At 71.4% G+C, this 14,747-nt stretch carries 13 protein-coding genes; 3 read left to right on the plus strand and 10 right to left on the minus strand.

The features are described from left to right. Both FV230_RS14305 and FV230_RS29675 read right to left on the minus strand, forming a co-directional pair. On the minus strand, nt 1-1,304 hold a 1,304-nt coding region (locus FV230_RS14305; protein ID WP_246694855.1), incomplete at its 3' end, for a hypothetical protein. Between the two features lie 253 nt (nt 1,305-1,557). After that, on the minus strand, nt 1,558-1,731 hold the full coding sequence (locus FV230_RS29675) for a hypothetical protein (protein ID WP_187274645.1): 174 nt from the start codon (nt 1,729-1,731) through the stop codon (nt 1,558-1,560). A 52-nt stretch (nt 1,732-1,783) separates the two neighbouring features. On the opposite strand from FV230_RS29675, the gene glp reads away from it, so the two are divergent. Both glp and FV230_RS14315 read left to right on the plus strand, forming a co-directional pair. Continuing rightward, nucleotides 1,784-3,034: a gephyrin-like molybdotransferase Glp gene (gene glp / locus FV230_RS14310; RefSeq protein WP_147842862.1), complete on the plus strand. Its 1,251-nt coding sequence runs from the start codon at nt 1,784-1,786 to the stop codon at nt 3,032-3,034. Between the two features lie 110 nt (nt 3,035-3,144). Next, nucleotides 3,145-4,419, plus strand: coding sequence for an efflux RND transporter periplasmic adaptor subunit (locus FV230_RS14315; RefSeq protein ID WP_147842863.1), 1,275 nt, complete (start codon nt 3,145-3,147; stop codon nt 4,417-4,419). A gap of 6 nt (nt 4,420-4,425) precedes the next feature. On the opposite strand, the gene FV230_RS14320 is transcribed toward FV230_RS14315, so the two are convergent. After that, entirely contained in the window at nt 4,426-4,833 is a 408-nt protein-coding gene (locus FV230_RS14320) for a plastocyanin (RefSeq protein ID WP_246694856.1), read from the minus strand. Nucleotides 4,834-5,095: 262 nt separating this feature from the next. Between FV230_RS14320 and FV230_RS14325 the strand changes: the two genes are divergently transcribed. After that, complete coding sequence (locus FV230_RS14325) at nt 5,096-7,918, plus strand: EAL domain-containing protein (RefSeq protein WP_246694857.1); 2,823 nt, start codon at nt 5,096-5,098, stop codon at nt 7,916-7,918. 59 nt (nt 7,919-7,977) lie between these two features. On the opposite strand, the gene FV230_RS14330 is transcribed toward FV230_RS14325, so the two are convergent. The 7 genes from FV230_RS14330 to FV230_RS14360 form a co-directional block, all read right to left on the minus strand. Further along, on the minus strand, nt 7,978-9,360 hold the full coding sequence (locus tag FV230_RS14330; protein WP_147842865.1) for a 3-deoxy-7-phosphoheptulonate synthase class II: 1,383 nt from the start codon (nt 9,358-9,360) through the stop codon (nt 7,978-7,980). Between the two features lie 155 nt (nt 9,361-9,515). Beyond that, nucleotides 9,516-9,884, minus strand: coding sequence for an RNA polymerase sigma factor region1.1 domain-containing protein (locus FV230_RS14335; protein WP_147842866.1), 369 nt, complete (start codon nt 9,882-9,884; stop codon nt 9,516-9,518). A 55-nt stretch (nt 9,885-9,939) separates the two neighbouring features. Then, entirely contained in the window at nt 9,940-11,325 is a 1,386-nt protein-coding gene (gor, locus tag FV230_RS14340) for a glutathione-disulfide reductase (RefSeq protein WP_147842867.1), read from the minus strand. Beyond that, on the minus strand, nt 11,322-12,509 hold the full coding sequence (locus FV230_RS14345) for an O-antigen ligase family protein (RefSeq protein ID WP_147842872.1): 1,188 nt from the start codon (nt 12,507-12,509) through the stop codon (nt 11,322-11,324). The genes gor and FV230_RS14345 overlap by 4 nt, the downstream gene beginning before the upstream one ends. Nucleotides 12,510-12,588: 79 nt before the next feature. After that, nucleotides 12,589-13,170 carry a DUF2059 domain-containing protein gene (locus FV230_RS14350; RefSeq protein WP_147842868.1) on the minus strand — a complete coding sequence of 194 codons (582 nt, stop codon included), beginning with the start codon at nt 13,168-13,170 and terminating at the stop codon, nt 12,589-12,591. Nucleotides 13,171-13,244: 74 nt separating this feature from the next. Continuing rightward, nucleotides 13,245-13,958 carry a ribose-5-phosphate isomerase RpiA gene (rpiA, locus tag FV230_RS14355; RefSeq protein ID WP_147842869.1) on the minus strand — a complete coding sequence of 238 codons (714 nt, stop codon included), beginning with the start codon at nt 13,956-13,958 and terminating at the stop codon, nt 13,245-13,247. A 166-nt stretch (nt 13,959-14,124) separates the two neighbouring features. Further along, the gene (locus tag FV230_RS14360; protein WP_147842870.1) at nt 14,125-14,589 is read right to left on the minus strand and encodes a hypothetical protein; all 465 of its coding nucleotides are present in this window, start codon (nt 14,587-14,589) and stop codon (nt 14,125-14,127) included. Between the last annotated feature and the right edge of the window lie 158 nt (nt 14,590-14,747).

Consider the following 14,747-nt stretch of genomic DNA (forward strand, 5'->3'; position numbering starts at 1 on the left):
GCGGCCGCCGGTGCCGACGTGCCGGCCGCGAAGCGGTCGGCGGCCTCGCGCACCCGCCCGTCGGGATGGCGGGACCGGTCGCGGAACGCCTTCGCCGACCACAACGCGGTGACGCATTCCGACACCGCGAGGCCGATCAGCGCGAAGGGCGGCGCCAGGGTGAGCAGCAGCGGCACCATGATCAGGAAGCCGATGCCGGCGCTGACCAGGGCGCCTGCGGCGATCACCCGGAACGCGGCGGACGCTTCGAGGAACGCTCGCGGGATGGCGTAGAGCAGCGCGATCGTCACCACGCACCAGACGCCGAAACCGATCGCGGCCATCGGCTCGCTTGCGAAGCGCCCGTTGAACAGGTGCCGCTCGATGATCGGCAGCGCCGTCCACATCGCGACCCCGTAGGCGAGGCAGGCGAGGCCGATCAGGGCCGTGCTGCGCACGACGAGGCGCCGCGCCTCGCGCCGGCGGCCCGCGGCGAGCAACGCCGAGATCTCCGGCAGGACCATGTTGTTGAGGGCGTTGGTCGGGATCCGCAGCGGCGCGAACAGCACCAAAGTCGCGGCGATCGGCGCATAGGCCGCGGGCCCGGCCAGCAGCGCGAACAGCAGCGTCAGCCCCTGGCCCTGGACGGTCGTGCCGGTGACGCCCAGCAGCGACCAGGCCAGCGTGCGCCAGATCTCCAGGTAGCGCCGCCGCACGCTGGCACGGAACGAGACCCGGACCGGTCGCCCGATCGCCGCCAACGCCACGGCGATCCCGGCCGCGTGCGCGGCCGCGATGCCGAGGAAGGCGTGCTCGAGCAGGGCGTCGTCGCCGGCATGGAGGAAGACGACGAGCGCCAGCCCGCAGGCCGAATAGACCATGTCGCTCGCGCCCGCGACCCAGGGCGCGCGGCGCGCAAGCAGCACGATCCGCAGGTAGCTGCGGAAGGCGTAGAGCCCGACGAAGGCGCCCCCGGCGAGCGCCGTGACCCCGAGCACCGGCGCGAGCCCGACCGACACAGCGGCGGCCATCAGCAGCGCGACGGCGGTCGCTCCGGAGCCGAACACCATGTCGTGGCCGCGTTCCGCCGGGCGGCCGAAACTGCGCGCGAGAAAGAGCGTCGCCGGCACCGCGACGAGGGCCCGGATATACGTGACGCCGACGGCGCCGATCGTGAACACGATCGCGAACAGGCCGTACCCGTGGGCGCCGAGCTCCCGCACGAGCACGATGTTCAGGACGAAGTGGAACAGGCTCTGGATCAGTTCGCCGGACAGGATCACGGCGAAGCGCCGACCGAAGCGTCCGATCTTCGGAAGCCTCATGCGCCGCGTCCCCGACGGTCGGAGAGCGCGCGGCACCGTGCAGCAATCACGCGCGCGACGCCAGTCCGTGTCTGAATGGTTCCGTGTCCGGCCATGATATCGATCTGACGAGGTGAAGGTGTCTTCGAGACGAACGATCGCCCTGTGCGATATCCGAATCGACGAATGATCACGCGTTTGCCTAGGACGAATCTCGCATATCTTTTTGCAACGCACCATGCGGTCGCGGGTTACGTAGATCGTCGCCGGCCGACTACGCATGCGGATCGTCCTGCCCGCGAAACGTCATGCGCCCGGCTCGCGGTTCCCCTACGTTGGGAACGCCGTTTGGTTTCAGCGGGGCTTGATCGGCCGGCCGCGATGCCGCAAGCCCGACACCCATCGATCCATCGGCCGCCCGTGACGCCTCGCGCAGCACCTGCTTCATCCGCACGATCCGGTTCGGCACCGCCAGAGGGGCGGCACGGGCGCGGCGCACGATGACGCGCCTCAGCGACGACTGCTTCGATCCGTCGGTGCCGGTGATGACCGTCGCCGAGGCGACGGCGATGATCCTGTCGCGGCTCCCCGTGGTGGCCGGCGTGGAATCCGTTCCGCTGTCGCAGGCCGACGGGCGCATCGCCGCCGAGGATGTTTCGGCGGCGATCGACGTCCCGCCCTTCGACAATTCGGCGGTCGACGGTTACGCGGTGCGCTTCTCCGACCTGTCCGAGACCGGATCGACGCTGCTGCCGGTCCGCGCGCGCCTGCCGGCCGGCGCCGCGCCGTCGGCGCTTTCCGCGCGCGCCGCCGACCGGATCTTCACCGGCGCGGCGATGCCGGAGGGTGCCGACACGGTGGTCATGCAGGAGGACGTCGAGGTCACGCCCGCGGGCGTCGTGCTGCCGTCCGGCATCGTCCGCGGCGCCAATCGTCGCCCGGCGGGCGAGGACATCGCGCGAGGCAGCGTCGCGATCCCCGCCGGCCGTCGGCTGCGACCGCAGGATCTGGCGCTCGCCGCCGCGATCGGACGCGACGCCATTCCCGTGCGGCGGGCGTTGCGCGTCGCGGTGTTCTCCACGGGAAACGAGCTGACGGAGCCCGGCGGCGCGCGCGCGGCGTCCGGCATCCACGACAGCAACCGCGTGATGCTGATCGCGCTGCTGCGGCGGCTCGGGGCCGATGCCCGCGACCTCGGCATCCTGCGCGACGACCCGGATGTGCTCGCCGCACGCCTGCGCGAGGCGGCGCAGGGGCACGACCTGATCCTCACCTCGGGCGGCGTCTCGGTCGGCGAGGAGGATCACGTGAAGAACGCGGTCGCCGCCGCGGGATCGCTCGCCTTCTGGCGGCTGGCGATCAAGCCCGGACGCCCGGTCGCCATGGGGGTGGTCGCCGGCACGCCGTTCGTCGGGTTGCCCGGCAATCCGGTCGCAGCCTTCGTCACCCTCGCCTTCGTCGTCCGGCCGCTTCTCGATCGCCTCGGCGGCGCGGTCCATACGGAGCCCAGAGGCATGCCCGTGCGGGCCGCCTTCGCGCTGTCGCGAAAGCCGGGCCGGCGCGAGTTCCTGCGCGTCTGCGTGCATCGAGCCGCCGACGGGGCCTGCGAGGCGACGCTGTTCCCGCGACGCGGCTCGGGCACCATCACCTCGCTCACCGGCAGCGACGGCTTCGCCGACGTGCCCGACCATCTCGACCGGATCGATCCGGGAGACGTTCTGGCATTCCACGCCTTTGCCGCGATGTGGTGACGGCGTGATCGTCGGCGATGCGGCACCGCAACCGCTAGGCTCCAGGCGCGATGCCGGCTATCGTCGAGGTCGCATCGGCATCGTTGCTGCCGGGTGAAGGCGAGCGCATCATGAAGCCCCACGCCGCGGTCAGCGACGTTCCCCCGCCGCCGGGCAAGCGCCCGTTCGTCCTCGTCGGCTTGGTGGCGGCCGGCCTGTTCGGTTGGGGCGGCTACGGGCACTGGAAGCAGTCCGCCGCCGCCACGGAGACGCAGCGCAAGGTGCGGGAGACCGTGCCGGCCGTGCGCGTCGCCGCGGTCGAGCGCAGCGACAAGCCGGTCGACCTGACCCTGCCCGGCGATACCCAGGCCTTCGCCCGCGCCGCGATCTTCGCCCGCGCGACCGGCTACATCGCCGAGCGCCGCGTCGACATCGGGTCGCGGGTCAAGGCCGGCGACATCCTGCTGCGGATCGCGGCGCCCGAGCTCGACCAGCAGCTCGCTCAGGCCGAGGCGCAGGCCGGGCAGATGCGGGCGCAATTGCTTCAGGCGAAGGCGCAGGTCGACCAGGCGCGCGCCAACGTCAATCTCGCCAACCTCACCAACAACCGCACCTCGACGCTGGCGACGCAGGGCTGGGCCTCGCGCCAGAACGCGGACAACTCGCAGGCGGGCGTGCTGAGCCAGGGCGCCTCCCTCGCGGCCGCGGAAGCCGGGGTGAAGGTCGCCGAGGCCAACATCAAGGCGCAGGACGCGACCGTCGACCGCCTCAAGGCGCTCACCAGCTTCAAGGACGTGGTCGCCCCCTTCGACGGGGTCGTCACCACCCGCAGCGTCGACGTCGGCGACCTGGTCAAGGCCGACGGAAGCGGCACGGCGCTGCTCGGCATGGATCGCGACGACATCCTGCGCATCAGCGTGAACGTGCCGCAGAACGCGGCGATCGGCGTCAGGAAGGGCGTCGTCGCCACGATCAAGGTGCCGCAGATTCCGGACCGCACCTTCTCGGGCCGGGTCGAGCGCAGCTCGGTGGCGCTGCTGACCGCGTCGCGCACCCTGACGACGGAAGTCGATGTGCCGAACCCCGACGGGACGCTGCGCGCCGGCCTCTACGTCTACGTGACCCTGCAGATTCCGCGTCCTGAGCCGGCGGTGATCGTTCCCGCCGAGGGCCTGGTGTTCAACCAGGGCGGCACCCAGGTCGCGGTCGTCGGAGACGACGACCGGGCCGAGTGGCGCTCGGTGCATATCCGGCGCGATTTCGGGACGACGATCGAGATCGACCAGGGCCTGACCGGGCAGGAGCGGATCGTGCTCGGGCCGCCGGCCGACCTTCGCGACGGCCAGCGGATCAAGCGCGATGGCGGCCCCGGCGAGGCCAAGCCGGTCCAGGCGGCGGCGCGCTGAGGGCGCTTAGTTCACCCGGACGATGAGCTTCATCTTCGGGTGGATGCCGCACAGCACGAGGAAGGTGCCGTTCTTCTCGAACGTCACCGGCGTGCGGCTGCCCGGGACCTGATCGCCGGAATCGAAGTTGAAGGCGTCCGACTCGATGTAGATGTGGTGGAGCAGGTCGCTGTCGTCGTTGACGATGGTGATCGTGTCGCCGCGGGTGACGACGAGGCTGTTGGGCTGGAACGCCCGGCCCTTCTGCGACACGAGGTGACCGCTCGCTTCCAGCCGGCCGACGAAGGCCATGCCTGCCAGAACGCCCGCGACCAGCGCCGCCGCCGTGCCGGCGACGGCGCGTGGGGCCGAGCGTGGGCTCGCGCGGCCGATCACCGATTCCCTGAGGTTGGGCATGGCGTCCTCGAAGATCACGCCTCATGGTTGCTCGGCCGTGGTTAAGATTCTGCTGATGTCGACGGCGGCTTCCGCGTGCTCCACAACGTAACTGCAGCGTTGCATCGGGCTTCGGTACGAGCCTCGGTGCCCGATCCAGCCGCCGATACGCGGCGCACCAGCTAATGGCGCCTTAACATTTCGCATTTAACTTGGCCGAGCGCGGGCAGAAAGAAGCTACGTCTCGATGCGATGGAATGGGACCGGACCGAATAGGAGGCCACGCTCGGCAACGAGCGGGATGCCGCGCATGGTGGATGCGCGGGTGACCATCCGTGGCCGGATCCTCCTGGCGTTCCTGACCATGAGCCTGATCACCGGCGCGCTCGGTCTCTACGCAATCCGGGGCCTTCAGGATGCGGGCGAGCTCGTCAACCGCACCTACGACGAATCGCTGATGTCGATCAATTACGCGCGGGCCGCGGCAGCGGACTTCGCCAAGATGCGCTCCGCCTTCGCCCGGCGCATGGTGACCGGCGATCCGGCGGCCGCCTCCAAGCTCGATGCCGAGATCAACGAGCTCGCCGCGACGCTCTCCGACGACCTCGGGATCGCCGTCGAGCGCTCGCAATCCGACCGTGTGATCCGTTCGGCCAAGGCCGTCCAGGAGGGCGTGGAGCTCTGGGAGTCGATGCGCCACGGCCTCGACGGATCGACCGGCAAGAGCGCCGCCTGGGACGCCCTCGACCGCCAGGCCGGCATCGTCGACGGGCAGATCGAGCTTCTGGTCAACTATACCGCCGGCGACGGTTTCGTCTTCCGCCAGACCGCCCGGACCGTCGTCGCGCAGGAGATCCGCTTCAACGTGATCGCGATGGCGGTGGCGCTGATCCTGTCCGGCTTCGTCGCCTACCTGCTGAACCGCCGGATCATCGGCCCGCTCGCCTCGGCCTCGGCGGTCGCAGAGCGGATCGCGGCCGGCCGCCTCGACGACGCGGTGCCGACCGGCGGCCGCGACGAGCTGGGTGCGCTCCTGCGGGCCATGGCGACCATGCGCGACAACATCCAGGCGATGATGGAGCGCGAGGTCAGCCAGCGCCGCTCCGCCGAGGCCCTGCTGGCCGACGCGCTCCAAAGCTCGCGCGAAGGCGTCGTGGTCGTCGACGCCCACGGGCGGATCGCTCTGGCCAACGCCCAGGCGCTGGAGTTCTTCAGCGGCCTGCGCTCGGCCGTCGAGGTCGGATCGTCGGTGATCGCGCTCGCCAACGGCGAGATCGACGCGCCGGCCCCGATGATCGACTGCGCGCGGACCCTGTCGCGCGACGGCGAGGTCCTGCTCGCCGACGGCCGCTGGTTGCGCGTCAGCCGCAGCGCCACGCAGGAGGGCGGGTTCGTCGCCGTGTGCAGCGACATCAGCGTCCTGAAGGAGCAGGAGGCCGGGCTCACGCAGACGAACCTGCGCCTCGACGCGGCGCTCGACAACATGAGCCAGGGCCTGTGCCTGTACGATGCCGACCACCGCCTGATGGTGGTGAACCGGCGCTACGCCGAGATCTACAACCTGCCGCCCGGTTCGGTCGTGCCGGGCATGTCGGCCGAAGCGGTGCTTCAATGCAGCCTCGGCGCCGGCCACCATCCGGGCTCGACCCTCGCCGATATGCTGCGCGAGGCCGCCTGCATCTTCGGGACGAGCCGCCAGCGCACCCATTTCCAGGAACTCGCCAACGGCCGGGTCGTCGCCATCGAGCAGCGGATGACCGCCGATGGCGGCTTCGTCGCGACCTACGACGACGTGACCGAGCGGCGCCAGGCCGAGGCGCGGATCGCCTATCTCGCCCACCACGACACCCTCACCGGCCTGCCGAACCGGATCCTGTTCAGCGAGCAGGTCGACGCCGCGATCGCGCAGGCCGGGCGCGGCACGGGCTTTGCCGTGTTCTGCCTCGATCTCGACGATTTCCGGCCGGTGAACGACACCCTCGGCCACGTGGTCGGCGACGAGCTGCTGCAGGCGGCGGCCAACCGGATCGGAGCCTGCATCCGCGAGATCGACAGCTGCGCCCGCCTCGGCAGCGACGAGTTCGCGATCCTGCAGCGCGGGATCGACACCGCCGAGGATGCCGCCGTGCTCGCCCGCCGCCTTGTCGAAGTGCTGGGCGCGCCCTTCGTCCTGTCGAGCCACACGGTGACCCTCGGCGTCACCCTCGGGATCACCCTGGCGCCTTACGACGGCACGAGCTGCGAGAAGCTCCTGATGAACGCCGACGTCGCGCTGGCGCGGTCGAAGGTCGACGCCCGCGGATCGTTCCGGTTCTTCGAGCCGGAGATGGATGCGCGCCTGCAGGCACGCCGGCTGTTCGAGGTCGACCTGCGCGAGGCGGTCGCCAACGAAGCCTTCGAGGTCCACTACCAGCCGATCTACTGCCTCAACGCCGAGCGGATCTGCGGCTTCGAGGCGCTGCTGCGCTGGAACCACCCGGTGCGCGGATGGGTGTCGCCGGTCGAGTTCATCCCCGTCGCCGAGGAGCTCGGCCTGATCGTGCCGCTGGGCGAATGGGTGCTGCACCGCGCCTGCGAGGAGGCCGCCCGCTGGCCCGAGGGCCTGAAGGTCGCCGTGAACGTCTCGGCGGTGCAATTCACCTCCGCGAGCCTGATCACCGTCGTGCGCGAGGCCCTGCAGCGCGCCGGCCTGCCCGGCCAGCGCCTCGAATTGGAGATCACCGAATCGGTGCTGGTCGCCAACCCGGGCGCGACGACGGCGATCCTGCACAATCTCAAGATGCTCGGCGCCCGCGTCTCGATGGACGATTTCGGCACCGGCTACTCGAGCTTGAGCTACCTGCGCAGCTTCCCCTTCGACAAGATCAAGATCGACCAGTCCTTCGTGCGCGACCTGTGCGCCGAGAACGGGACCGAGTTCATCGTCCGTGCGGTGATCGGCCTGGGCGCCAGCCTGCGGATGACCACGACGGCCGAGGGCGTCGAGACCGAGGCGCAGCTGTCCAAGCTGCGAGCCGAGGGCTGCGACGAGGTGCAGGGCTACCTGTTCAGCCGACCGGTTCCCTCGGTCGAGCTGCCCGCCCTGATCACCCGTTGGAACGGCGCGGCGCGGGCGATCGCCTGATCCGCGCCGGCCGGTTCGGCCGACGCGGATTCGATCGGTCGAGTCGCGGGCCGGCGGTCCTACTCCGCCGCGTCGAGGCGCGGGCGTTCGATCACCGTGCGGCCGCGCTTGACCAGCTCGGCCGTGCGGAACGCCACTTCCAGGGCCTGCTCCGCGTTGAGGCGCGGGTCGCAGTAGGTATGGTAGCGATCCTGGAGGTCGTCGGCCGTCAGCGCGCGGGCGCCGCCCGTGCATTCGGTCACGTCCTTGCCGGTCATCTCCAGGTGGATGCCGCCCGGGATGGTGCCTTCGGCCGAATGGACGCCGAAGAAGCCCTCGATCTCCTGCATCACCCGCTCGAACGGGCGCGTCTTGTAGCGGCCGGCCGAGATCGTGTTGCCGTGCATCGGATCGCAGACCCACACGACGCTGCGCCCCTCGCGCTCGATCGCGCGAACCAGGCGCGGAAGATGCTCGCCGACCTTGTCCGCCCCGAACCGGCAGATCAGGCTGAGCCGACCGGCCTCGTTGCCGGGATTCAGCTTGTCGACGAGCCGGATCAGGCCGTCGGGCTCCATCGACGGCCCGCACTTCAGGCCGATCGGGTTGCAGATGCCGCGGGCGTACTCGACGTGGGCGTGATCGGGCTGGCGCGTCCGGTCGCCGATCCACAGCATGTGGCCAGATGTGGCGTACCAATCGCCGGTCGTCGAATCGACGCGGGTCATCGCCTCCTCGTAGCCGAGCAGCAGCGCCTCGTGGCTGGTATAGAAGTCGGTGGTCCGCACCTCCTGGTGCGTCTCGGGATTGATCCCGATGGCGCGCATGAAGTCGAGCGCCTCCGTCATCCGCTCGGCGACGTCGGCGTAGCGAGACGATTGCGGGCTGTCCTTGACGAAGCCCAGCATCCAGCGGTGGGAGTTCTCGAGGTTGGCGTAGCCGCCGGTCGCGAAGGCGCGCAGCAAGTTGAGCGTCGCCGCCGACTGCCGGTACGCCTCGAGCTGCCGGCGCGGATCCGGAATGCGTGCCTCGTCCGTGAAGGTCAGGCCGTTGACGATGTCGCCGCGGTAGCTCGGCAGGCTCACGCCGTCGAGCGTCTCGGTCGGCGAGGAGCGCGGCTTGGCGAACTGCCCAGCGATGCGCCCGACCTTCACCACCGGCGACGCGCCGGCGAAAGTCAGCACCAGCGCCATCTGCAGGAACACGCGGAAGAAATCGCGGATGTTGTCGGCCGAATGCTCGTCGAAGCTCTCGGCGCAATCGCCGCCCTGAAGCAGGAAGGCCTGCCCGGTGGAGACGCGCGCGAGCGCCGTCTTGAGCTTGCGCGCCTCGCCGGCGAAGACCAGGGGCGGGAAGCTCGCGAGCTGGGCCTCGACCGCTTCAAGGGCGGCCGGATCCGGATAGGCCGGCACCTGCTGAATCGGCAGGTCACGCCATGTCTTCGGTGTCCAACGCTCGCCCATCACACAACTCCCCCGCACCGTGCGGCGATCTTTCCTCCACGCCGAATCCTGGCGCGAAGCGCGGCTTATAGAGTGCTTTTTTCCGGGGAGCGAGATGAGGCCGGCGCAGGCCAGGGCGGATCGGGGGTCAGGTCCCGTATCCGCCTCCGCGAAGATCAGCCTTCGCCGTCCTCGACCTCGATGCCGTGCTCGGCCAGGATCCAGAAGATCGCTTCCAGGTCCTCCGCCGAGACGTCCCGGGGCGGAAGCGCCTCCTCCAGGTCCTCGTAGGTCAGGCAGCGGCTGCGCCGGGCCGCCGCCTTCGTCAGCAGCGCTTCGATCGCGCCCTGGATGTCGGGCGCCAGCGCGTCCCGGCTCGGCAGGGTGGTGGTGAAGGCCGGCCGGAGCGCGTCGGCCAGGAGGCCGTCGATCACGCGCTGACGCCGCGCCTGCGCGTCGCCGGCCGTCGGCACCGGCTCGGCCGGGCCGGCCTTGCCCGGCTCGCGCTTGCCGGGGTCTTTCTTGCCGGAGTCTTTCTTGCCCATCGATCGGATATGGCTCGTGAAACCGCGCCGTCGAGACCCGGCGCGACCGGGATCGTCAGCCGACGGCGACGGGATGCTTGGTCACCTGCGGGACCCGCATGGTGACCAGTTCCTCGGACGCGGTCGGGTGCACCGCGATGGTGCGGTCGAAATCGGCCTTCGTCGCGCCCATGGTCACCGCGATGCCGACCGCCTGGATGATCTCGCCGGCATCGTGCCCGAAGATGTGGACGCCCACGACCTTGTCGCTGGCGCAGTCGACCAGCACCTTCATCAGGATCTTCTCGTCGCGTCCCGACAGCGTCGCCTTCATCGGCCGGAAGCTCGCCTTGAACACGTCGATCTTGCCGAAGATCGCGCGGGCGGTGTCTTCGTTGTGGCCGACGACGCCGATCTCCGGGGTCGAGAACACCGCGGTCGGGATCAGGCGGTGGTCGACGCAGGCCGGCTTCTCGCCGAACACCGTGTCGGCGAAGGCGTGGCCCTCGCGGATCGCGATCGGCGTGAGGTTGGCGCGATTGGTGACGTCGCCGACCGCGTAGATGGAGGGCACCGCGGTCCGCGAGTAGGCGTCGACCGGGATCGCGCCGGCGGCGTCGGTCTCGATCCCGACGCGGTCGAGGCCGAGCCCGCCGACGTTCGGGCGCCGGCCGGTCGCGATCAGCACCTGGTCGACCGTGATCGTCTCGCCGTCGTCCAGCGTCGCGGCGATCCCGCCCGCGACGCGCTCGAGCTTCGCGAGGGTGCGCCCGAGCTTGAGCGACATCCGCCTGGCGTAGGCTTCGCCGAGCGCGTCGCGGATCTCGTCGTCGAAGCCGCGCAGCAGCCTGTCGCCGCGATGGAGCAGCGTCGTCCGGCTGCCCAGGGCCGCGAACACGCCGGCGAACTCGACGGCGATGTAGCCGCCGCCGATCACCAGGATGCGCTCGGGTAGCGTTTCCAGCTCGAACACCTCGTTCGAGGTGATCGCCAGCTCGGCGCCCGGCACCGCCGGTTCCTTCACCGGATGGGCGCCGACCGCCACCAGGATCACCTTGGCGGTCACGCGCGCGCCGCTGCCGACGAGGCGGATCGTGTGCGCGTCCTCGATCACGGCGCGCTCCGGCACCACCGTGACCCCGGCGCGGATCAGGTTGGCGTCGTAGATCCCTTCGAGCCGGGTCACCTCGGCGTCGCGCCGCCGCTTCAGGACGCTCCAGTCGAAGCGCGGTGCCTCGACGGTCCAGCCGAACCCGGCGGCGTCCTCGAACTCGTCGGCGAAGCGACCGGCATAGACCATCAGCTTCTTCGGCACGCAGCCGCGGATCACGCAGGTGCCGCCGACGCGGTACTCTTCCGCCATGGTCACGCGGGCGCCGTAGCCGGCCGCGATCCGCGCGGCGCGAACGCCGCCCGAGCCGCCGCCGATGACGAACAGGTCGACGTCGTAGGTGTCGGTCATGACGGGGTCCGATCGGGCGCGGCCGAAGGCCGGGGAAGGGGTGCCTGCGCGGTGCGGTGCCCGGCATCGCGCAGCCAGGTGATGGCAGCGCCGAGGCCGGCGGTCCACCACGCCGCCCAGGTGTTGTGCTCGACCAAGGCGATGGCCGCCGCCGCCGCGATCAGGGCGAGCGCCGTCGCGCGCTCGGCCGAATCCGAACCCGCGACCGGCGCGAGCATCAGCATTGAGACGGCCGCGACGAGCACGGCGCCGACGACGCCGAGCTCGGCCCAGACCTGAAGGAACGCGTTGTGCGGATGGCCGACCGCCAGAAGCGTGCGCATCTCGGGATCGAGGCGTTGGGCCACCGGCGTCTCGGCGAAGCGGGCGGAGGTGCCGAAGCCCGCCCCGACCCACGGATCCGCCGCGACCGCGGCGCCGAAGCTGCGGGCGATGGCGACGCGGGCGCGCGACGAGGAATGCACCAGCCGCTCGTGCGCGGCCTCCGGCATGAAGCGATCGAGCAGGTCGCCCTCCACCGGCGCCAGCGCCACCGCGAGGCCGAGACTCAGCCCGGCCACGCCGACGGCGAGCCGGCCCGGCACGAGCCGCGCGAGAGCGAACATCGCCCCGCCGGCGATCAGCCCCATGGCGGCGGCTCCGCTCACCGAGCGCAGGATGCCGAGGGCCGCGAAGGCCAAAGCGACGAGGGCGAGAACCCGCCGGCCCTGCCGCCACAGCGCCAGGGCGAGCGGGCCGGCGACGACGGCGAGGGTCAGCGCCGGGCGGTTGTAGACGAATTCCGCCACCCGCTGACCGAGCGCGCGCTGCAGCGGCAGGCCGGTGGCGAGGCCGACGGCGATGGTCAGCCCGGCGAGCACCACCATCGCCGCCGCGAGCGGGGCCGCGAAGGCCGGGATGCGCCCCGGCGCGAGGCGGGCGAGGAGGTAGGCGGCGACGAGCGTCGGCAGTAACTCGCCGGCCATCCGCAGCGACAGCGCGGGGAACGGCGTCCAGGCCAGGGTGAGCGCGCACCAGGCGAGGAACGCCAGCGCGGCGAGGCCGATCGGCCTCGCGAGCGGCGGGACGAGGCGGCGCGGGACCGCGCCGGCATCCTCGACGCAGCGCCCGGCCAGGAACAGCACGGCCGCGATGGCGACGACGAGGGGGCTCGACCGGTTGGCCAGCGCCATCGCCAGGGGCATCACGGCGAGCGCGACGGCGCCCGCTGCATAGAGTCGTCGGGACGGGGACACGGGCCGGCCGCGCGGTCGATTCGTGTGCCTACTGGAGCTGGTGCCCGCGCTTGCCCATCTCGGCGCGCACGCGGACCATGACGTATTCCGAGACTTCCTGGGTCCAGGTCTGCATCGCCTGCACCATCTCGTCGAGGATCTGAGGCTGGGTCTCGACGTAGCGCTTGCCGGCGGGCGAGCGGAAGAACGCCGCGATGTCCTGCAGCTCGGCTTCGCTCAGCTTGTTCGCGTAGATTCGCGCCGCGGTGTCGATGATGCGCTGCTTCTGCAGCTCCATCTCGGGGTTGAGGCCCTGCAGCACCTCGTCGAGGTCCTTGCTCAGCTCGGGGCGGGTGACGGTCTGCTGCTTGATCTGCTCGGCGAAGGCCGGAATGATCGAGTCGAACGAGCGCGCGATGCCGGAATTGAGCATCACCTCGCGGGCGAGCGCGAGATGGTTGGCGCCGATCGTCGGGGCGCCGCGCGTGGCCGAGGCGGCGGGCGCGGCCGGCGTCGCGGCGGGCTTCTGAGGCGCAGCCTTCTGGGCCTGGGCGAGGCCGGGCGCAGCGGCGACTAGGGCCGCGACCAGCACGGGGAAGAGGCGACGAGAGAGGACGGGCATTCCGGGCATTCCTGAAGCGAGGGGAAGAGCCGGCGCCGGCATCCGAGGCCGTCGCCGGGGCGCCGTCGGGCGCGCTGATGCAGCTATGCGAGGCTGCCGATCACGGTGATCTCGGCCTGCCCGTCGCGGTCCTCGGCGAGGATGGCCGCGGTGGCGATCCCGAGGAACAGGCCGTGCTCGACCACGCCCGGCACCGACCAGAGCAGCGCCGACAGCCGCTTGGCATCGGCGATCCGCCCGAGGCGCGCGTCGAGGATGTGGTGGCCGCCGTCGGTCGTGAGCGGCGCGCCGCCGGGGGCCATGCGCAGCGCGACCGCACCCGTGCAGCCGGCGCGCGCGATCGCCGCCTCGACGGCGCGCCGGGTCGCCGTGAGGCCGAAGACGTTGACCTCGATCGGCAGCGGGAAGGCGCCGAGCGTCCCGACGCGCTTGGCGGCATCGGCGATCACCACCATGCGGCGGCTGGCGCAGGCGACGATCTTCTCGCGCAGCAGCGCCGCGCCGCCGCCCTTGATCAGCCGGAGATCGGCATCGACCTCGTCGGCCCCGTCGATCGTCAGGTCGAGCTCGGGCAGTTCCTCCAGCGTCGCGAGGCGGATGCCTTCCCGCGTCGCCGCCGCGTGGGTCGCCTCGGAGGTCGGGACGCCGACGACGTCGAGGCCGTCGCGAACCCGCGCGCCGAGCAACGCGACGAAGGCCGCCGCCGTCGATCCGGTGCCGAGGCCGAGCCGCATTCCGGGCTCGACGAGATCGAGGGCGCGGGCGGCGGCCGCGCGGCGCAGGTCCGGGCCGCTCACGACGACGTCCCGCCGTCGGGTCTCACGAAAGGATGCATGCGCAGGGTGCCGGTCCGTCCCGTTGGGATGCGGGACGCCCTAGCATGGCCGCCGTCGCGCCGGGAAGCCGCGGTACCGGCCGAGACCGGTATTCGGATGACGATCCCCCCGGTGGGATCCGGCTTCGTCAGAACCGGCTGCCGCCCTGCGGCGGCGTCGCGCTCGCGCCGGCCCGGCCCGGGACGCTGCCGACGAGCGGCGCCTCGGCGGCCCCCTCGGCCGACGGGTTGGTCTGCTGGGTGCAGACGACCTGCTCCTTCTTCACCAGCACGAAGCAGATGCTCATCTCGCCGGTGCGGTAGTTCACCCGGAACACGCCCGCCTCCCGGGTGTGGCGCGTCGCCACGAGCCCATATTCCGACGGGGGCTGCGCACCGGCGCCCTCGCCGGCCGCGAAGCAGACCGTGAGACCGATGCCGCCGGCGCCTTCCTGCAAGCCGTACTGGCACGAGGTGACCTCGCCGGTGACCTTGTCGACCCGATACATGCGGTTGAGGTCGGCCTGGGGCGCCGGAACGAACTCGAACGAGGCGGCGGCGGCGACACCCGGCGCGAGCAGGCCGAGGCCGAGGGCGAGCAGAGGGAGTTTCATGGGGGGTCCCGGAGGGTGTGACGCCCCTCCTTTCGAGGGGGTTTCGGGCAAGTGTGGGGCGCCGCACGCCGTCCCGCGCACGACGCGCACGGTTTCGAAACCTGCCCGCAACCTTGCCCCGCCGCGGGCGGCCGGCTAGCGAGGGCCCCTCCCCCCGC

It is taken from the genome of Methylobacterium sp. WL6, from assembly GCF_008040095.1.
Lineage (GTDB): Bacteria > Pseudomonadota > Alphaproteobacteria > Rhizobiales > Beijerinckiaceae > Methylobacterium.